Annotated in this window: 23 protein-coding genes and 1 other RNA gene; 11 read left to right on the top strand and 13 right to left on the bottom strand. The window is 43.2% G+C overall.

All coding sequences use genetic code 11. From position 1 onward, the window contains the following. Positions 1 to 35: 35 nt before the first annotated feature. The 4 genes from AB6E54_RS08670 to AB6E54_RS08655 are packed head-to-tail and all read right to left on the bottom strand — an operon-like array spanning position 36 to position 2,895. The gene (locus AB6E54_RS08670) at positions 36 to 485 is read right to left on the bottom strand and encodes a prepilin-type N-terminal cleavage/methylation domain-containing protein (protein ID WP_017062783.1); all 450 of its coding nucleotides are present in this window, start codon (positions 483 to 485) and stop codon (positions 36 to 38) included. Continuing rightward, the gene (locus tag AB6E54_RS08665) at positions 475 to 1,779 is read right to left on the bottom strand and encodes a hypothetical protein (protein ID WP_017062784.1); all 1,305 of its coding nucleotides are present in this window, start codon (positions 1,777 to 1,779) and stop codon (positions 475 to 477) included. The genes AB6E54_RS08670 and AB6E54_RS08665 overlap by 11 nt, the downstream gene beginning before the upstream one ends. After that, positions 1,776 to 2,408, bottom strand: a complete 633-nt coding sequence (locus AB6E54_RS08660; protein ID WP_102333757.1) for a PilW family protein — start codon at positions 2,406 to 2,408, stop codon at positions 1,776 to 1,778. Before AB6E54_RS08660 ends, AB6E54_RS08665 begins: the two co-directional genes overlap by 4 nt. Further along, a complete protein-coding gene (locus AB6E54_RS08655; RefSeq protein WP_102333756.1) occupies positions 2,389 to 2,895 on the bottom strand; it encodes a GspH/FimT family pseudopilin in 507 nt (168 codons plus the stop codon). The genes AB6E54_RS08660 and AB6E54_RS08655 overlap by 20 nt, the downstream gene beginning before the upstream one ends. A 102-nt stretch (positions 2,896 to 2,997) precedes the next feature. Between AB6E54_RS08655 and AB6E54_RS08650 the strand changes: the two genes are divergently transcribed. Beyond that, positions 2,998 to 3,429: a type IV pilin protein gene (locus tag AB6E54_RS08650; protein ID WP_102320238.1), complete on the top strand. Its 432-nt coding sequence runs from the start codon at positions 2,998 to 3,000 to the stop codon at positions 3,427 to 3,429. 186 nt (positions 3,430 to 3,615) lie between these two features. Here the strand turns inward: AB6E54_RS08650 and dnaJ are convergent, their stop codons facing one another. The 5 genes from dnaJ to grpE form a co-directional block, all read right to left on the bottom strand. After that, a complete protein-coding gene (dnaJ, locus tag AB6E54_RS08645) occupies positions 3,616 to 4,764 on the bottom strand; it encodes a molecular chaperone DnaJ (RefSeq protein WP_102428275.1) in 1,149 nt (382 codons plus the stop codon). 284 nt (positions 4,765 to 5,048) lie between these two features. Beyond that, entirely contained in the window at positions 5,049 to 6,962 is a 1,914-nt protein-coding gene (gene dnaK / locus AB6E54_RS08640) for a molecular chaperone DnaK (RefSeq protein WP_017067645.1), read from the bottom strand. A gap of 386 nt (positions 6,963 to 7,348) precedes the next feature. Next, the gene (locus AB6E54_RS08635; protein WP_372135091.1) at positions 7,349 to 8,386 is read right to left on the bottom strand and encodes a polysaccharide lyase family 7 protein; all 1,038 of its coding nucleotides are present in this window, start codon (positions 8,384 to 8,386) and stop codon (positions 7,349 to 7,351) included. A 257-nt stretch (positions 8,387 to 8,643) separates the two neighbouring features. Further along, complete coding sequence (locus AB6E54_RS08630) at positions 8,644 to 9,918, bottom strand: dicarboxylate/amino acid:cation symporter (RefSeq protein ID WP_019823920.1); 1,275 nt, start codon at positions 9,916 to 9,918, stop codon at positions 8,644 to 8,646. Between the two features lie 388 nt (positions 9,919 to 10,306). Next, a complete protein-coding gene (gene grpE / locus AB6E54_RS08625) occupies positions 10,307 to 10,888 on the bottom strand; it encodes a nucleotide exchange factor GrpE (protein ID WP_017069543.1) in 582 nt (193 codons plus the stop codon). A gap of 143 nt (positions 10,889 to 11,031) precedes the next feature. Between grpE and nadK the strand changes: the two genes are divergently transcribed. From nadK to bamE, 3 genes are all read left to right on the top strand, one after another. Next, positions 11,032 to 11,916, top strand: coding sequence for an NAD(+) kinase (nadK, locus tag AB6E54_RS08620; RefSeq protein ID WP_372135089.1), 885 nt, complete (start codon positions 11,032 to 11,034; stop codon positions 11,914 to 11,916). 292 nt (positions 11,917 to 12,208) lie between these two features. After that, positions 12,209 to 13,873 (top strand): DNA repair protein RecN, encoded by a 1,665-nt coding sequence (gene recN, locus AB6E54_RS08615; protein ID WP_017059862.1) that lies wholly within the window; start codon positions 12,209 to 12,211, stop codon positions 13,871 to 13,873. Positions 13,874 to 14,040: 167 nt separating this feature from the next. After that, positions 14,041 to 14,400, top strand: a complete 360-nt coding sequence (bamE, locus tag AB6E54_RS08610; RefSeq protein WP_010438918.1) for an outer membrane protein assembly factor BamE — start codon at positions 14,041 to 14,043, stop codon at positions 14,398 to 14,400. A gap of 200 nt (positions 14,401 to 14,600) precedes the next feature. Here bamE and AB6E54_RS08605 read toward each other — a convergent pair whose 3' ends face one another. After that, on the bottom strand, positions 14,601 to 14,912 hold the full coding sequence (locus tag AB6E54_RS08605; RefSeq protein ID WP_010438916.1) for an RnfH family protein: 312 nt from the start codon (positions 14,910 to 14,912) through the stop codon (positions 14,601 to 14,603). 3 nt (positions 14,913 to 14,915) lie between these two features. Then, complete coding sequence (locus AB6E54_RS08600; RefSeq protein WP_010438915.1) at positions 14,916 to 15,344, bottom strand: SRPBCC family protein; 429 nt, start codon at positions 15,342 to 15,344, stop codon at positions 14,916 to 14,918. 119 nt (positions 15,345 to 15,463) lie between these two features. On the opposite strand from AB6E54_RS08600, the gene smpB reads away from it, so the two are divergent. Beyond that, on the top strand, positions 15,464 to 15,949 hold the full coding sequence (gene smpB / locus AB6E54_RS08595) for an SsrA-binding protein SmpB (RefSeq protein WP_004735156.1): 486 nt from the start codon (positions 15,464 to 15,466) through the stop codon (positions 15,947 to 15,949). Between the two features lie 66 nt (positions 15,950 to 16,015). After that, positions 16,016 to 16,382, top strand: a transfer-messenger RNA (tmRNA) gene (ssrA, locus tag AB6E54_RS08590). Between the two features lie 87 nt (positions 16,383 to 16,469). Here ssrA and AB6E54_RS08585 read toward each other — a convergent pair. Together AB6E54_RS08585 and AB6E54_RS08580 are read right to left on the bottom strand one after the other, a co-directional pair. Further along, positions 16,470 to 16,733: a M48 family metallopeptidase gene (locus AB6E54_RS08585; protein ID WP_229649987.1), complete on the bottom strand. Its 264-nt coding sequence runs from the start codon at positions 16,731 to 16,733 to the stop codon at positions 16,470 to 16,472. A gap of 40 nt (positions 16,734 to 16,773) precedes the next feature. Further along, the gene (locus AB6E54_RS08580) at positions 16,774 to 16,962 is read right to left on the bottom strand and encodes a YgjP-like metallopeptidase domain-containing protein (RefSeq protein WP_372168851.1); all 189 of its coding nucleotides are present in this window, start codon (positions 16,960 to 16,962) and stop codon (positions 16,774 to 16,776) included. Between the two features lie 296 nt (positions 16,963 to 17,258). On the opposite strand from AB6E54_RS08580, the gene AB6E54_RS08575 reads away from it, so the two are divergent. The 5 genes from AB6E54_RS08575 to AB6E54_RS08555 all read left to right on the top strand — a co-directional run bounded on the left by AB6E54_RS08575 (position 17,259) and on the right by AB6E54_RS08555 (position 19,354). Then, complete coding sequence (locus tag AB6E54_RS08575) at positions 17,259 to 17,720, top strand: hypothetical protein (protein ID WP_102333736.1); 462 nt, start codon at positions 17,259 to 17,261, stop codon at positions 17,718 to 17,720. Then, positions 17,710 to 18,042 carry a hypothetical protein gene (locus AB6E54_RS08570; protein ID WP_054542203.1) on the top strand — a complete coding sequence of 111 codons (333 nt, stop codon included), beginning with the start codon at positions 17,710 to 17,712 and terminating at the stop codon, positions 18,040 to 18,042. Before AB6E54_RS08575 ends, AB6E54_RS08570 begins: the two co-directional genes overlap by 11 nt. Continuing rightward, positions 18,032 to 18,715: a hypothetical protein gene (locus AB6E54_RS08565; RefSeq protein WP_102333735.1), complete on the top strand. Its 684-nt coding sequence runs from the start codon at positions 18,032 to 18,034 to the stop codon at positions 18,713 to 18,715. Before AB6E54_RS08570 ends, AB6E54_RS08565 begins: the two co-directional genes overlap by 11 nt. 356 nt (positions 18,716 to 19,071) lie before the next feature. Then, positions 19,072 to 19,215 carry a hypothetical protein gene (locus tag AB6E54_RS08560; protein WP_170964600.1) on the top strand — a complete coding sequence of 48 codons (144 nt, stop codon included), beginning with the start codon at positions 19,072 to 19,074 and terminating at the stop codon, positions 19,213 to 19,215. 1 nt (position 19,216) lies between these two features. Further along, entirely contained in the window at positions 19,217 to 19,354 is a 138-nt protein-coding gene (locus AB6E54_RS08555) for a hypothetical protein (RefSeq protein WP_170967427.1), read from the top strand. The last annotated feature ends 19 nt before the right edge of the window (positions 19,355 to 19,373 follow it).

Below are 19,373 nucleotides of genomic sequence, written 5' to 3'. Positions count from 1 at the left end.
AGGCCTTGGCATGCAGTAAACGTTTGCTTAATAGATCAATCAAATTCACTGTATTTGGAGAGCATAGTTTCGAGGTAAATACTTTGTGCGTGGTTCATACGATCTTGCCATGCAATTGTGACAGTAATGCTTTTTAATGCGCTAGACAGAGCACCGTTTGCATTAGTCACTTCACAAGTCATGGCATAGGCAGACCCCGACAAACCGGATAAAGGATCTGAACTTGCTGTGTTGAGACAATGACTCGCCTGATTTAGTTCTGAAAAAGGAATTAAACCTACCGCCCCACTCGCATTAGACGCCCGAGTTCGATAATACTCCATCTGCCTTTCAGCAAAATGCAGCGCCTCTACGCTGTGGAGCGCAAAATCCGATTTTTGTTCAGCGTAGACCTGTAATTTAACCAGCCCTAGTGAGGCAACGCCAATCAACAGAAAAGAGATAAGAACCTCTATCAAGCTAAAACCTGAGTTCTTAGAAATCATTCCATGATCCTCGCTTCCACTTCGCTTTTAAAGGAGTGCTATGAGGGTTGTATTCACCGGTATAATCCAAATTGATTGAACCCTGAATTGTCGATAACCCACCAACGGAATCAAAGAACATCCCTCCTTTAGGGAAAAAAGAAGCAAATCCAATATAAACCGAATTACTCTGTACTAAATCAGTAATAGGAATTGTATCTGGAACTTTAGCCCACAAACCACTCAGTAGGTCGGTATCAGTATCGGGAGAGTTAGTGTTATCGAATACGGTCATATCATTTAGATGATAAAAAGCCCCGTCAAATACGCTCGCGTTACCATTCGCAACGATGCCGTCCTGAATCACTAAAGAGCGAGGCGTAATAACCCCTGGGATAGGTTCAACTACATTAATCGCAGGTGAATAAACGACGCAATCACCTATAACCCATACCTTATTCTCCCCACTTGAAAAGGCATCATTAATGGCTTTGCTACACTTATTTCCTTCATATTCACCATCAACCAAGTCAATATGCTTAGGGGGGACAACTGTCCGATCAATAAGGTCTATAACATGATAATCAAGCTTAATTTGGTCAATGTTCTCTGACGTCTTTGGCACGCCAAAATAATTAGAGAACGTATCGATATCCGGATCGAATTTGAAATCTGATTGAAAAGAGTTTGAAGGCAGCGCCCCAACGGAGTCGATGGTTGCATCATTGCTAATATTGGTGGTTTGTTGGCAAGACTCAAACGTAGAAAAAGGAGGTGACTCTGGAGTAATGGTCTTCAAACGTCCTCCTCCCTTTTGCTTATAGATAACACTATCTAAAAATCGAACCGATACACACTCGTTAATACCATCAACAGCAGTAAGAGCAATATCAGGATTAATATCGATATTGTGATCAGAAATAAATTCTAAACTCGAATTGGTTTGCATTACTCCTAATCCCGAAGCGTCTACAAAACTAATCTCTTTGTTCAGCGATAAAGACTCAGAACTCGACACCAATATATTTGGCGTGAGTGCTTCTGATCCCAACGTAACGACTTTCGACTGCTGACAATAATCCATTAAATCATTGGGAATAGCTGTCAGATCATTTTCAGCGATGTAAGTGAAGCCACACTCCAAGCCTCCTTCCGATCGCCAGTGTTCTTGTCTGCCCTGCACTTCATTCTGTGCGACTTTAATTTGATGGAATACACTGCGATACGTGCCTAATGTCACCACTAAAGCACCAATTAAAAGCACTGACGTAATCAATAACGTCACCACACCACGCTGCTTTTTAAATATCATCATTGCCAGTTCCTCTGCTTAACGGAAACCGAAACAGATTTGGAAACACCTGCGGTTGGGATTGACGCTGTAATACTGATATCAGTGAGCGTGCTCTTGATAGAATTCTGCTCCAATACTTGGGAATTAATGCTGAACTCATCAACATCAATGAGGTTGTCATCGAACAGTGAGTAACATCCAGTAACCTCATGAAATGTAGGAATTGCCTCCGATACAGTGGTGCCCTTCTCACATATTTGCAGTTTGGTTCCATTTTTTCTGTAAACGATATTTCGATGTTCTTTACTTGCGCTTGAGCCCTCTCGGAAGTAAACAAAACCCACCGCCACACCGCCACTCACTTGGATGGTGTTACTCGCGCCAGACAACTTGATTGAGTAACCGTTTGAACCATCGTAACCCGCTCGTTGGATATCCTCTTTCATGACCTGCATGGTGCTGGTTAGATTTTGTAGCAGCAATAATTCAATGCCTTTGTCTTTGGCAATTCTCTGCCCTGTTATAAAGACACTGCCAATAATCGAAATCGCAAACACACCAATCACAGACGCCACCATTAACTCAATTAATGATGTGCCTTGCTGTTTAGTAGGCGCTACCACAATCGGTCTAACACGCATCATAGCCATATTGCGCACTCGACTCACCGCACACCTTAATTCGCCCAGGAGGGCTGGATAATTTAACCAACAATCTGTCTGTGGACGCTGTGTTTGGAGAAAGATAAATCGTCCCTCTGGCTGGCCTTCCCCTTACACTCTCAAAACTGATTCTTGCACCTGTGTAATTATGGGAAAACGAGACATCTCGAAACGGTTCGCCTGACAACATCAGTAACGTTTCACCAGAAAGGTCTTCAGTAGGCTTTAACCTTACAGTCCACTCTCCGGTTGATTGCACCTCATTTTTATCCATAGAGAAATGTACCCACAGATCTTGATTCCTTTTGACCGATTCAGACTTGGCCTGAATGAGAAAACCATTCAACTCTCCGGCGAGTCGCTGCATCTTGACGGTTTCAGTAACCGAACTAAAACTCGGGGCAGCCGTCGCTATCAGTATCGACAGTACCGATACCGTTACTAACAGCTCTAATAAAGTAAACCCGCGAGTCATTTCCCAAATTCCTATGTAACTCAATGCGCAACTGCATTTAATCTTGCACCGATGCTACCACCAGAGAAAAATGGACAGAGATATGAAAGGAAACTACTCGCGATGATTCGAAGAAATATATGCAACAACAACAACTTAAGCATTAGAGGAATGACATTGATCGAATTATTGATCGCTGTCGCCATCGTGGGGATACTCGGCGCCATTGCGTATCCAAGTTATACCAACCATGTTATCAAGGCACATCGAGTTACAGCGATGGCCGACTTAACCAAGATGCAACTGGAGATAGAAACTCTATACACAGGGAACTATGCGTCGGCAGCGGAGAATATTATTTCAGGAGGGACATGCTTGTTTTGCGATACCGATACTAGCCGATACACGCTAGCGATCTCTGCGAGTAGCACCACCTATTCAATTCAAGCGGAACCGCTTTCGCAGCAAGTAAATGATGAATGTTTTGACTCGAATACCGATAAGTTGGAATTGCACCACTCGGGCATTTCGGAGCCAGAAACGTGTTGGAAGTAACAAGAGCAACCACCAAAGGGCTCTAGAATTTATCTGATAAATCTCGACTCTTTCTTCTCGAGCTTCTTTTCCCCTGATCTACAGATACAAAAAAGCCTGCTAAACGAGCAGGCTTTTCCAACTTTATCAATAACTTAAATCATTAAAAACTCAAGGCATCAATAACCTAAGACATCAATAAATTGATTACTTAGTTAGGTCATCGAAGAAGTTTTTAACGCCGCTAAAGAAACCTTCAGACTTTGGCTTATGCTTGCTTGCCGCTTCACCACAACAGGTTTCTTCGAATTCACGCAGTAATTCTTTCTGGCGAGCGCTTAGCTTAACTGGAGTCTCAACCACTAGCTTAACGATTAGATCACCCACACCGCCGCCACGAACGCCTTTCACGCCTTTGCCACGCATACGGAACATACGGCCCGTTTGTGTTTCTTCTGGCACTTTAAGGTTTACACGACCATCCAGTGTTGGAACTTCAACTTCACCGCCTAAAGCAGCCATAGAGAAGCTTACTGGCACTTCACAGTAAAGGTTGTTGCCGTCACGCTCAAAGATATTGTGCTCTTTTACGTGTACTTGTACGTACAAGTCGCCAGCTGGAGCGCCGTGCTCCCCTGCTTCGCCTTCGCCAGATAGACGAATGCGATCACCAGTATCAACACCTGCTGGGATCTTAACGTTAAGCGTTTTCGTCTTCTGTTTGCGACCTTGACCATGACATGAGTTACATGGGTCTTTGATGATCTTGCCTTTACCGTTACAAGTAGGACAAGTCTGTTGAACCGCAAAGAAACCTTGGCGCATTTGTACCTGGCCGTGGCCATGACAAGTACCACACGTTTGTGCAGAAGAACCCGCTTTCGCGCCGCTGCCGTCACACGTATCACACTCTACAAGTGTTGGTACTTCGATTTCTTTAGAAACACCACGAACCGCTTCTTCTAGAGAAAGTTCCATGTTGTAACGTAGATCTGAACCACGTTGTGCACGCTGTTGACCGCCACCACGACGACCGCCGCCGAAGATGTCGCCAAATACGTCACCGAAGATATCGCCGAAGTCACCTTGGCCACCGCCGCCGAAACCACCGCCGCCGCCCATGCCACCTTGTTCAAAGGCTGCATGACCGTATTGGTCGTAAGCTGCTTTCTTTTGAGAATCGGTTAGGATCTCGTACGCTACTTTTACTTCTTTAAACTTATCTGCTGCGGTCTCATCACCCTGGTTACGGTCCGGGTGGAATTTCATCGCTAAGCGTTTGTACGCTTTTTTAATATCGCGCTCTGATGCATCGCGGCTTACGCCTAATACTTCGTAAAAATCACGTTTTGACATGTTCTAGGTCACCAAAATAATTGCTACTACCGAATGATCACTTCAGTAGTCTGTGTATCAATCTAGATAAAAGTTCTGCCGGCTGAAATGCCGAATAAAGCTATTATCTAGATCGACAAGTCTAAATACAAATTTACGGGCGTGAGAGTTACCTCTGACGCCCGCAATAATAAGTCTTTGAGACAAATTTCTAAGCAGATAGCTTGAGTCCTAAGTGGAAGCGCGGAGCCTACGTTAGTAGGTGGACACTTCCGATAACGAAATCAGGCTACTCTGCGACGAAATTATTTTTTGTCTTCTTTAACTTCTTCAAACTCAGCGTCTACAACATCGTCGTCTTGCTTAGGTTGTTCACCAGCGTCAGCACCAGCTTGTTCAGCTTGAGCTTTCTGTTGAGCAATTTCCATTAGCTTTTGAGCTGCTTGCATAAGTTCTTGAACTTTAGCGTCGATAGCTTCTTTATCGTTACCAGACTTAACTTCTTCTAGTGCAGTGATAGCCGCTTCGATTTTAGCTTTCTCGTCTGCAGGTAAAGCTTCACCAGCTTCTTCTACTTGCTTCTTAGTGCCGTGAATCATTTGGTCAGCTTGGTTACGTGCAGTTACTAGCTCTTCGAACTTTTTGTCCGCTTCTTTGTTAGCTTCTGCTTCTTGTACCATTGCTTCGATCTCTTCCTCAGACAGGCCGCCTGATGCTTGGATAGTGATCTTCTGCTCTTTACCTGTTGCTTTATCTTTAGCAGATACGTTCAGGATACCATCAGCATCTAGGTCGAATGTTACTTCGATTTGTGGCATGCCACGTGGTGCTGGTTGGATACCTTCTAGGTTGAACTGACCAAGAGACTTGTTGTAAGTCGCTTGCTTACGCTCACCTTGAAGAACGTGGATAGTTACTGCGTTTTGGTTGTCTTCAGCTGTAGAGAACACTTGATCCGCTTTAGTAGGGATAGTTGTGTTTTTCTCGATAAGCTTAGTCATCACGCCGCCCATCGTTTCGATACCGAAAGATAGAGGAGTAACGTCTAGTAGTAGAACGTCTTTAACGTCACCCGCTAGTACACCACCTTGAACAGCAGCACCCATTGCAACAGCTTCGTCAGGGTTCACGTCTTTACGTGGCTCTTTACCGAAGAATTCAGTTACTTTAGCTTGAACCATAGGCATACGAGTTTGACCACCAACTAGGATAACGTCAGTGATTTCGCCTACAGATAGGTCAGCATCCGCTAGAGCAACTTTTAGTGGCTCAAGAGAACGTTGAACTAGGTCTTCAACTAGAGACTCAAGCTTCGCACGAGTCACTTTGATGTTCATGTGCTTAGGACCAGTCGCATCAGCAGTAACGTAAGGTAGGTTTACGTCAGTTTGAGTAGTAGAAGAAAGCTCGATTTTCGCTTTTTCTGCTGCTTCTTTAACACGCTGCATTGCTAGTGGATCAGCTTTAAGGTCGATACCTTGCTCTTTCTTGAACTCATCTACTAGGTAGTTGATCATGCGGTTATCGAAATCTTCACCACCAAGGTGAGTGTCACCGTTAGTTGAAAGAACTTCGAAAGTCTTCTCGCCTTCTACTTCATCGATTTCGATGATAGAGATATCGAATGTACCACCACCAAGGTCGTATACAGCGATAGTGCGATCACCACCTTGCTTGTCTAGGCCGTAAGCTAGAGCAGCAGCAGTTGGTTCGTTGATGATACGTTTAACATCTAGACCAGCGATACGGCCAGCATCTTTCGTTGCTTGACGTTGAGCATCGTTGAAGTAAGCAGGAACAGTTACTACTGCGCCAGTTACTTCTTCGCCTAGGAAGTCTTCAGCTGTTTTCTTCATTTTCTTAAGAACTTCAGCAGATACTTGAGGAGCAGCCATTTTTTGGCCTTGCGCTTCAACCCATGCATCACCGTTGTCAGCCTTAACAATGTTGAAAGGCATGATTTCGATATCGCGTTGAACTTCTTCATCTTCAAAACGACGACCGATTAGACGCTTGATAGCGAACAGTGTGTTTTGAGGGTTAGTAACAGCTTGACGTTTTGCAGGTTGACCAACTAGCGTTTCGCCTTCTGTGTATGCGATTACTGATGCTGTTGTGCGTTCGCCTTCAGCATTTTCAATTACGCGTGGTTTGTCGCCGTCAAGAACAGCAACACAAGAGTTAGTAGTACCTAAATCAATACCAATGATTTTACCCATCAGGCCATCTCCGAAATATTTTCTATTAAGTTTTTGCTATACCCACATATGTGGGGGTGGTAATCAGGGAATCAACCCTAATACACAAAATTAAAGTGCAAATGTAATTTGCTTTCGTATGCACCATAGATAAGGGCTGCAAACTGGTTTTCAAGGGAATAAGTAAAAAAAATCTATTTTTTCCCGTATCTTTTTACATAAAGGTAAAAAGTGACCGATCCCTTGCCAATTAAGGCTCCAATGTTGAGAAACTCTCGCATTTGTCGCCACATTGAAACCTCAACCCTATTCCAGATGCCATAAAAAAAGACCTTCATGTGGAAGGTCTTTTTCAAATAGATATTAATCAGTTAAATATTGTTCAAATGGTGACTGATTCAGCCATATTATTGGTTGAGCACTAACTGGTAGAAGCTCGCTTGAGTGTAATCACCCGCTTCCATACCACGCCATTCACAGGCTGAGCTCGACTTCTTAGTGTTGCATTGATTGTATGCGCCCGCCTTGAAGTACATCCAGTCCTGTCCATAACCAAGGTCGATATCATGCCCCTGATACTTACCCTTGGCCAAATCAACATCATACGTCTTCACAATAGGATCGGCTGAGTTTGGATTCTTAGTAAAGGTTAAGTGCATGATGTTATCTTTGATATTCACATCGTATGAGAACACTTCACCTAGCTTGATGCCATCAGCAGGGTCCGAGCTGCCTTTTTTCAGATTGTATTGACCAAATACATCATGGCGAATGTCTTTACGAAGTTTCTTTCCATTTTCATCTTTCGCGTTTTTCAATTCTTTCGGCGGGTTGAGCTCGTAGTTCCATGTTAATGAACCATGCTCATGCTCTGGTAGTTTACGGTAAACAATTTTAAGAGGTTCATTGTCCGAGCCGTGAATTTGCCCGATGACGACTGAAAATGCGCCTGTTTTATTGTAGTTACCACTGGTACTCACCTGATCAACAGAAAGTGTTGCCGTCATCTGGCCACCGATAGAGCCAAACTCTTCCGCGTTCTTATGGCTTGAAATCGCGAAGTTGTTGCTCGGCGCCGAGTAGCTGTCTGCCAGCATCGCTCTTAGCTCACTGCGCGTATTCTTACTGTTTGGTGTCGTTGGTGCTGTATTCGGAGCCACAAACACCATCGCGCCAGATTCGGCATCAGTGTAGAACCATTTAGGATGAACGTAAGGTGTGTCTACATTCGACAACTCTTGCTTACCGATCTCCAATGTTTTGCCTTTTCTAGAGCCTTCTGTCGTTAGCTCCGGTAGGTTAATTTTCCATTTAGATAAATCGAAGTTTTGTGCAGGCGCTTTTGCAGGGTCAAGATTGAACTGTTGACCAATATCGTGATTAGAAGCAAGAGCGGGAGCGGCTAAAAGGCTGGCAGTCAGTAGGCTAAGGTAAGACAGCTTCATTATTGGGTTTCCTTTATGTCGTCATAATGTAGGTTGTCAGAACAATAAAATAATATTGTATTATTATATGTGATCTATATTAAAGATTGAAAACTGATGGCCAATTCGGCACGAGTAAAAAGAAAAAATGAGACTTAACACCAATCAAAGATCTTTTTAGCTAAGTTATCAGATAGCCCAAAGCACTTATCATCAGAAACAAAAAAGCCCCGCTCTGGTTGAGCGGGGCTTCGCAGTTATTGAGTCTTAATTAAGAATTAAGCTTCTGCTTTTTGCAGCTCAGCTTCTTCGTTAGCTTCAACGCCAATTTCGTTTTCAGACTTAGCAACGATAGTGTTAACCGCTGTATCACCGACTACGTTTGAAGAAGTACAGAACATGTCACAGATACGGTCAACAGCAGCAACAATCGCTAGACCTTCTGGTGGTAAACCTAGTTGGTGCAATAGAACACCGACCATCACAACACCGCCACCAGGAACACCACCAGCACCGATAGACAGTAGCAGGATAGTTAGACCAAGAGTGAAGATATCAGCAGTATTGATTGGCTGACCAAACGCGTTTGCTACGAACATAGTTGCGAGTGCAATGTAGATAGATACACCAGACATGTTCATTGTTGCACCCAGTGGTACACCGAAACCTGCTACTGACTTAGATACGTTTAGTTTGTCAGTAAGAGTACGCATTGTTACTGGGATTGTTGCGTTCGAACTTGCTGTAGATAGTGAGAATAGAACTTGCTCACGAGTTGCACGTAGGAACTGCTTTGGAGAAATACCAGTGAATGAACCAACCATCATTGGATAGAAGAAGAAAATCCAGAACACAAGCATTGCAACCACAAGCGCCACATAGCCAGCAACTGACATTAGCGTGTCTGCATCCAGTGTTGCGCCCAGTTGAATCATCAGAGCAAATACACCGTAAGGCGCCAAGCTCATTACTAGGCCGATAAGCTTCATCATGATTTCGTTAGCCATCTTGAATGTCTTGATAGCTGGGCCACCACGAGAATCAAGCGCTTGAATAGCAAGACCTGTCAAAATTGCCATGAAGATGATTTGTAGCATGTCGCCGCTTGCGAACGCTTCTACAGGGTTGCTAGGAACGATGTTAACAACAAGAGAGAAGATGTCTGGTGTTTCAGTTGTTGTAAGCGCAATTGTCTCAGAAACCGTACCCGCAAGGTTCGCACCTGCACCTGGTTGGAAAATAAGACCAATCGTTAGCGCTGCTGAAATCGCGATGATGGTGTTAATAATGTAAAGACCAAAGGTTTTACCACCAAGACGACCAAATGAACGAATATCTTTTAGCTCAACAATACCGCAAACAATAGATACGTATACAAGAGGAACTACAAGCAATTTGATAAGTGATACGAACATACCACCAGCACCTTCGGCAGCGCCAAGTAGATACGTATCAAAAATAGCAATACCGCTGAATAGGTACTGAATAGCAGTACCAATAAGTAGACCGGCGAACAAGCCTACAAAAATTTTACTTGAGAGCGATTTATCCATCGTTCTTCTCCAGTTTGTTGTGTTTGAAATTTGTACTTTTATAGTTATATATGCGACCAAAATCGCTATATGGCAGTGGATTTTACATATAAAGATAACAATTAAAAGTATTTATTTACAAAAACATCACAAATGTGACATCAAAACATTTACTCAATCACAACAAGTTTCATAACACAAAACTCTAAATCGCTGATCTGAATGAAATAAAAAGAACGACATTCTTAATGCGGTTTTGATGCTTATTTACGTGGACTCTCAAGTTATAGGCACAAAAAAAGAGAGGCCTATGCCTCTCTTTTTATTTTACGTAAACCAGTGATTTATTTTGTCGCTGCTACTAATTCAGTCAATGCGCCAGTCAACCACTTGGTAACGTAATACGTCATTACTTAGCAACCATAACCATCGCTGGGCGAACCACACGACCGTTTAGTTCGTAGCCTTTTTGCATCACAAACATAACCGTGTTTGATTCGTGATCTGGGCTTTCTTGAATAGACATCGCTTGGTGGAATTCAGGGTTGAACGCTTCACCTTCAGGGTTGATCTCTTTAAGACCAAACTTAGCAACTGTGTCTACGAACGTTTTGTGCGTTAGCTCAACACCTTCATACAGTGGCTTAACCACTTCGTTTTCAGCGTCTGCTGCTTGCATTGCACGCTCTAGGTTGTCGATTACAGGAAGCAGACCTTCAGCAAACTTGTTCAAAGCGAATTTACGCGCTTTATCAATTTCTTGTTCGCTACGGCGACGCATGTTTTCAACTTCAGCTTTCGCGCGAAGAACAGAATCTTGCTGCTCTTTCACTTTAGATTCACTAGAAAGCAGTGCAGCTTCCAGTTGAGCGATTTTTGCTTCCTGCTCATCAGCAGCGTCTTCATTCAGTTCAGCTTCTTCAACTTTCTCAGCTTCAGCGATGATCTGATCTAGCTCTGCTTCGGTTACTTTGTTTTCTTCGTTGCTCATGATATCTCCAGAATTCGTTTTCAATGCAAGTGACAGGCGTGTTTGCACCCCAAATTGATATAAAACACTCGCATAGACGTTCAACTTGCCTTTATTATGGGGATGAAGAATTTTGATTCAAGCCTAATTCGTTTGGAAACGTTATGAAAAAGCCATTTGAAGTCATCGCCATTATCGGTAAACCTCGAGATCAGCAAGCAATTCAGACTCATAGAGAGCTCTATCAGTGGTTAAGTGCTGAGGGTTATCAAGTGTTTGTTGATGACAGACTCGCCACTATTTTAGACGACATCCCAAAAGAACATTTTTCTAGCCTGATTGAATTAGGTAAACGCTCCGATCTCGCCATTGTGGTCGGTGGTGACGGAAACATGCTCGGTGCGGCTAGAATCTTGTCACGTTTCGACATTTCAGTGATTGGTGTTAACCGAGGTAATCTTGGTTTCCTAACCGATCTCAACCCTGAAAACTTCCAGAGCGCGTTGACTGATGTTCTCAAAGGCGAGTTCATGGAAGAAGAGCGCTTCTTACTTGAAACGGAAATTCATCGTCACGGCCAGATAAAAAGCCACAATGCGGCACTTAATGAGGCAGTACTGCACCCCGGACAAGTGGCGCACATGATCGAGTTCGAAGTGTATATCGATGATAGCTTCGCCTTCTCACAGCGCTCTGATGGCTTAATCGTCTCAACACCGACAGGTTCTACCGCCTACTCGCTTTCCGGCGGCGGCCCTATCCTGTCATCAAGCCTAAATGCTATCTCACTCGTGCCAATGTTCCCGCATACCCTTTCAAGCCGCCCATTAGTGGTGGATGGCAAGCGTCGTATTAAGCTTATCGTATCGCCTGATAACCGTGGAACTCAGGAGGTGAGCTGCGATGGTCAAATCTCACTGCCTGTTTCTCCTGGTGATGAGATCCACATTTACCAAAGCCCGAATGTACTTAAGTTGATCCATCCTAAAGACTACAACTACTACCATGTTCTACGTAACAAACTAGGTTGGTCGAGTAAGCTGTTCTAAAAGAATAAACGCTCCAGTGGTAACCGAAAATTTGAAAGGCTGACGACATTCGTCAGCCTTTTTATTGCCAGTAAAAGCCCGTCGGCTCTAGCTTCTCTGCAGTTCCTTATACCTCCACTCCCAAGAGGGAGGAACGACTGAGTTGGGAATCTATAGCGGTTTCAGTGATCTACGAACAACCTCAATTCTGATAACGGTCGCAAAAAATTTTCACCTGTCGACTTTACTGTATAAAGAAACAGTATATACTGAACTTATATACAGTATTGTTCAGTTATACAGGTAAATAAAAATGCTGGCTCATTTAAGTGTTAATAATTTCGCTATTGTTAAGTCTTTACAGCTAGAACTATCTAAAGGCATGACAACAATCACCGGGGAAACTGGTGCGGGTAAATCTATCGCTATCGATGCTTTAGGCTTATGTCTTGGGGGAAGATCCGATGCAGGAATGGTTCGACAAGGTGAAGAAAAAACCGAAGTCAGTGCCGCTTTTTTACTTGAGAACAATCTGCATGCAACCCGCTGGTTAGAAGACAACGAATTGCTTGATGGCAGTGAGTGCATCCTGCGCAGAACCATCTCAAAAGAAGGTCGTTCTCGTGCATTCATCAACGGTAGCCCTGTCCCTCTTTCGCAATTGAAATCGCTAGGACAACTGCTGATCAACATCCATGGTCAACACGCGCATCACCAGTTGATGAAAAGCGATTACCAAATGGCCATGCTTGATCAATACGCAGGCCACTTGAACCTATTGAAATCGACACGTAATGCTTATCAAGCCTGGCGACAAGCGGATAACCACTTAAAAGAGTTACGTGAAAATAGCCAGCAAAACCAAGCTCAAAAACAACTTCTTGAATACCAAATCAAAGAGTTAAATGAGCTGTCTATTGGGGAGGAAGAATATGAAGACCTCGAACAAGAGCATAAGCGCCTCTCCAATAGCGGAGAACTGGCCACAACCTGTCAGCAAGCTATCGAGCTTATTTATGAAGGCGAAGAAGTTAATGCGCTTGGTATTCTGCAATCGGCCAATAACTCCTTAATTCAGCTAGCTGAGCTAGATGAAAGATTGGCCGAGTTACCGAACTTGCTTTCTGAAGCCATTATTCAGATCGAAGAGACCAACAACGAGTTAAGAACCTACCTAGACAGCATTGATGTTGATCCCGGTCGTATGGCTTACGTTGAGGAGCGTTTCTCTAAAGTGATGTCGATGTCTCGTAAACACCACGTGTTACCTGAAGAGCTGTATAAGCACCATCAAGACTTACTACAACAAGTTGAAGCGCTTGATTGCTCTGATGAAAAATTAGAAGAACTGGCAAACGAGGTGGAAAACCAATACCAATCGTTCGTTGCTAAATCAGAGAAGCTTCATAAATCTCGAACTCGTTACGCAAAAGAGCTCAACAAGCTGATCACGCAAAGCATGCACGAACTGAGCATGGAAAAAGCGCAGTTTGCCATTGAAGTGAACAACACCAACACACACCCTTCTCCATTGGGTATGGATAACGTGACCTTCATTGTTTCGACCAACCCAGGCCAACCGATGCAGCCGATTGCGAAAGTGGCCTCTGGTGGTGAGTTATCACGAATCTCATTAGCGATTCAGGTGATCACAGCGCAAAAAGTGGATACACCAAGCCTGATTTTCGATGAAGTCGATGTGGGTATCAGTGGACCAACCGCTGCGGTTGTCGGAAAAATGCTACGTAAGCTGGGCGAATCGACACAAGTTATGTGCGTGACTCACTTACCTCAAGTTGCCGGTTGCGGTCACCAACAACTTTTTGTAGCGAAGAACACGAAATCAGGTAAAACCGAGACTCAAATGCACACGCTTGATGAGCAACAACGCGTTTCAGAGCTTGCTCGACTGCTTGGTGGCAGCCAGATTACCGAATCGACGCTTGCCAATGCAAAAGAGTTATTAATCGCAGCATAGGTTACATATTCAGCAACTTTCTGATAATTTACCGAAAATTCTTGGCAATTTTGCAACTTAATTCAAAATTGCCAGTCATAACAAGCTCAAAGCGCAAGGAGCTTTTTACTTCTTGCTGGAGCTTGTTTATTATCAGGCAGTATTTTAGCGAAGAAAGATCTCAAACTATGCGAATTAAAAAGTGGTTAGTTGCAGTTCCACTTGCACTAACAATGTTGACCGGTTGCTCTCTATTAGAGAAGTTGGTTTATCGAATTGACATCAATCAGGGTAACTATGTTGAACAGGAAGCTGTCGATCAGCTCAAGTTTGGCATGACAAAAACACAAGTTCGTTACGTTATGGGCTCACCTATGCTTATCGAAAATGGCTACCCAGATACGTGGTACTACATTTACCACCACACAAAAGGCCATGAAGACTCGATTCAAAAAAATCTTGTTGTTAACTTTGATGCAACGGGCACCTTAGTGACGATCAATGGTGATTTTGAAGCCAGTGATGAATTCTTCGAAAGCCTTCGCTAGCTTTCCAGTCAACAAAGCTCTCGGCCGATAAAGCTATCAGTCGACAAAACTATCCGTCGACAAAGCAAGAATCGCAAAAGCCTGCTCACATGAGCAGGCTTTTTAATATCTGCTAACAAATTAGCTGCGTTGTCTAACCAACAGGCACAAAAAAGCTCGCCAATATAGCGAGCTCTCTTCTTAGTCAAACTTGTTTAGCATTACGATTTAGCTGCGGCCGCTTTTGCTTGTTCAGCACGCTTACGGCGAATTTCTTTTGGATCGGCTAACAGTGCTCGATAAATTTCGATACGATCTTTATCTCGAACGGTTGCATCTAACTTAACGTTGCGGCTGTATACGCCAACTTTATTTTTCGCCAAGTCGATTTCTGGATACAACTCTAAAACACCAGACTGCGCAATAATCTCTTCAACGGTCGCGTTCTTATTTACCACTAAGGTAAATACACGCTGCTCATGTGGAAGCGCAAACACAACTTCTACGTGGATCATATCTGATTCAATAGTCATGGCTTAGTAAACCTGTTTCGCTCGTTGAGTAAAAGCACTGACCATATTGCTTGTCAGTTCATTGAAAATCTTGCCAAATGCCATTTCAATCATTCGACTAGAAAATTCAAACTCTAGTTTAAGTTCAACCTTACATGCTTGGTCGTCTAGAGGAGTGAAATACCAGCCCCCCTCCAGCTTCTTAAACGGGCCATCTACCAGCTCCATTAAAATTTCAGCACCATCCGCCATTCGATTCGACGTAGTGAATGTTTTACTGATACCAGCTTTAGAGACATCAACCGAAGCCACCATCGCGGAATCTGAAGATTCGATCACACGAGAACCAGAACATCCTGGCAAAAACTCAGGATAACGAGCAACATCATTGACCAAGCTGAACATCTGGTCGGCACTAAAAGACACTAATGCTGAACGAGTAACCTTTGGCATATAGACTCCTGTTAAAGACAGCGTTACATTAACACAAACTGCAATTTTAATTGTATTGGGCCAGAGCGCAAATAAAAAGGATTCCCCATCTAGGGCGCATTCCGTATAATGAGGCCATTATGGCAAAGAATAAATCAAAATCAAAAGCCGGTAGTAATACCATTGCGCTTAATAAGAAAGCTCGCCACGAATATTTCATCGATGATGAGATAGAAGCGGGGCTTGAGCTACAAGGCTGGGAAGTAAAATCCCTACGTGAAGGCAAAACCAATATCGCAGAAAGCTACGTATACATCCGAGATGGCGAAGCATTCATCAGTGGTATGACGATTACTCCGCTAACTCAAGCGAGTACTCATATCGTGGCGAACCCAACACGTATCCGTAAACTATTAATGTCGAGAAAAGAACTCGACAACCTTATCGGTCGTATTAACCGTGAAGGCATGACGCTTGTCGCAACCGCACTTTACTGGTCTCGCTCTTGGGCGAAGATTAAAGTTGGCGTAGCGAAAGGTAAAAAGCTGCACGATAAACGTACTGATATGAAAGAAAAAGATTGGGCGAGAGATAAAGCACGAATTATGAAGAGTAATTTGCGTTAATTTTAAGCACTTAAACGCACAGTGCTAGACAGGGTAAGCTTTTCTGGTACTATGCAAATAACACTTGGGGCTGATTTAGGATTCGACAGGAATTTTGAAGTCTGAGGTGCATGCCGTGGGGCGGTTGGCCACGTTAAAAGCCGCAAAAAAATAGTCGCAAACGACGAAAACTACGCACTAGCAGCTTAATAACCTGCTCAGAGCTCTCTTACCCTAGCTTCCGCTCGTAAGACGGGGACCAATAAGAGATCAAACCCAAACTAGCTAGCGTGGCTTCTCCCACCTGAGAGGAAAAGCGCGAATTATAATTCAGGTTAGCCTTTAACTAGCGTGTCGGTTCGCAGGTTGCTGGTGAAATTAAAGATCGACTAAGCATGTAGTACCAATGATGAATGATTTTTGGACGCGGGTTCAACTCCCGCCAGCTCCACCAAACGTTTGGAAAGGGCCAACTCGAAAGAGTTGGCCCTTTTTTTATGTCTCATTTGAGGATGTCTTTTTACATTAGTGAACGTACGCACTATATGATTAGATTTTGTGCATTTCCTCTAAGCCACTCTTTATGCTCTTTATAGTCGGGCATGACTCGTTCAACTTCTTTCCAGAACTGTGGCGAATGGTCATGGTGGATTAGATGACAAAGCTCATGCACCACTACGTAATCAACAACCCTGTTGGGAGCCATGACAATCACCCAGTTAAATTCTAAATCACCGTAAGGGGTACAACTGCCCCATCTACTCTTAAACTCTTTAGTACGAACAACTCCCGTTTCAACGCCCACCAACGATTCGTAACGCCTTACCTTCTCTCGAATCTTCTTATCAGCATGGCTGCTTATACCAATTCGTTAAAGCTCGGAGAATATAGTGCGTTTGTGTGGATGGGTCGGAAACGGTGACCGTAATACGTCCATTAAGTAGTTTTGTAGGCTTTAAGTCGCCTTTAAGCACTTTTAAGCGATAATTCCGCCCTAAGTATGGCAATGACTCACCTGACACATACTCTCGCATTGTCGTAGGGCTGGTGGGGCAATGAAAGAGTGCAAACACAACAAATCATCGATGCAATCCATGATTTGCATAACATTTCATATTAATATCTATTTTTTATGCAATTAAACACCCGTGATGTATGTAAAATATCTATTACGTAAACAAATCATGAGCAGAGCACTATCAACAACGATACCCCGAAGCCCAAATTGGCTACGCCCTCTTTAAAACACTATTTACAGCAGGTTGATTGGACATTAAGTCGCTTGCTAGGATTTATTTTAAAAGCGTTAATTTACATTTTCCTCGTCAGTATGAGTATTGCAGTCATCAGTTTTGAATTACTCAATATTTTTGAATATCAAGATGGGTTCTCTGATGTATCAACCATCGAGATTATCTTTTTTATCTCATTTCTTGTGTTGTTAAAACGCTATTGGGTATATACAAAACAAACCTCACTTCGCTGGTGGCATATCATTAGCACCCCGTTTTTATGGCACGGAAAATTCATTACGGCTGCGTTACTTTGTGCCAGTACGATTGTTTTTATTGACCTATTCGAAGGTACCGAGCACTTTAAAAACCTGTTATTGCTAGAGCAAAGTTACGACCAAATCTTTTCTTTCAGCATTATATTACTGTGCTTGTATATTGCAGTTCCAAGCCAGGATCTGATTCTAAACCCAGGCTCAGACACCCCATTAGAAACCCCAAATAACGACAACGATACTAAACAAGCACAAACGGACGCTGAGGTAACAAATGCTCAATAAAAAACACGCCATGCTTGCTATTGCACTAGCGATCTTACCAATGGTTTCCAATGCTAAAAAACTCTCTCTGGTCGATAGCTGTGTTGAACTTATCAATATTTATGACTCCAAAAGTTCGAAACGATTGTTAGCGGCACAAACCACATCGCTATCAGAAAGTTTACGTGCAGGATACTGCTTGGGAGTGATTGACCAATATGAAAAGTCCGAATATGGCTGCCGTTCAGATTGGTATGAGCGAGCACAGTTTATTGCACGCGAGTCATTAAAAGATAAGCCGTTGCCAGAGCGAAAACTATTGGAGCTATCGTGTGAAATCTAACGATAGCTACATCTCAACGCCTGATGCAATTAAGAAGCTATTTAACATAAAGTTAGCCGAACATAAATCATTCAAAGATTTGGTGTACCCACTAGTAAGAAGCAAAGGTTTCTTTGAGGTTAAAAAAGAGCCTATGGCGCTGGGCTCAACAAAGAACAACTTGCTCATTGCAAGTAATAGCCTAACCAAACTCCATAATGCCGTTTTGCTACAAGGGTTCTTTGCTGATAGTAAACGAGTCAAAGAGATCTTTTCTCATTCTAAAAAACGCATAGAAGCGGCGGACTTTTTAGAAACAGTCGTCATGGGTAGACAATCTATTCTCGCAGTTGGCATTCAAACGACTACGCTGTCAGAGCTGATCGTAAAATTAAAATCAGAACACATCGACCTGAGTAAGGAAAAGTTACCAAAACCTTTTCAAGAGTTACCGCAACTTTCTCTTAATGGCGTAACCAGTGTAATGCAGGCTCTATTGGCTCAAAGCGCCTTGCTGACACAAGGTGAATCAATGATCATGCACTTTTTCAATCAGGATATAGAAAAAGCCTACCTTGCAGCATGCTCTCTAGGAAATACAACTCCTGCGCTGGCTCAATACCAAACCCTTATCAAGCAGAAATACCTCGAAGCCGTCGAGTTCGATGACCTATTAAATAATTTATTAAATTAGTTGTTGCGAGTGCAGTGCACTCAATCATTCTTGCTATCAGTTCATCAGGGAGAGCAAGAATGACTTCAACTAAACAGCTTATTGATACATTCCAATCTCAACTCCCTCCATGCTATGCAGAGCGAGCTTTCAGTATTGAAGCCCAACTCCGAGCTGGAGCTTTATACCCAAATTTAGGGGGTAAGAAGATCCGCTCTTGTCCGACCTATATTAGGTTTAAGTTGGGTAGAGGGTTCCGGTTTGTTTGGCGTGTTGCTCCTGATGGGCTTTATCCCAAAGCAATCACAACTAGGCAAGGATTTGAGCGAATCATTAAACAAATCCGCAAGGCTAGTTATTAAACAAGGAAATTGACAATGGCTAAGAAAATCACACCAGCAGACAATGCAGCAAACATCCCTAATGCCAACAAGGGAACAAGCGGCACTAACCGTCAGCATGATCAGAACAAAGGCAACCGCGGTAAACAACTAAACCCTAATCAACAAGGGAAGAAATAATATGCCAAATTCAAGTGATATGTCTCAAGACGAGCTCGATGTATGGTCAGATATCAACAACCCAAACAACGATACTGATATGGATGATTGGTCTGATGCACATAACCCAAATAATGATGATTATTTAGGTGATGACTAAGTAATAAGCGGCTCTCTAA

This window comes from Vibrio sp. 10N.247.311.49, from assembly GCF_041467655.1.
In the GTDB taxonomy this organism is placed as follows: domain Bacteria; phylum Pseudomonadota; class Gammaproteobacteria; order Enterobacterales; family Vibrionaceae; genus Vibrio; species Vibrio crassostreae_C.
The sequence above is the reverse complement of the archived record's forward strand: the minus strand, read 5'-3'. Positions and strand labels throughout refer to the sequence as shown.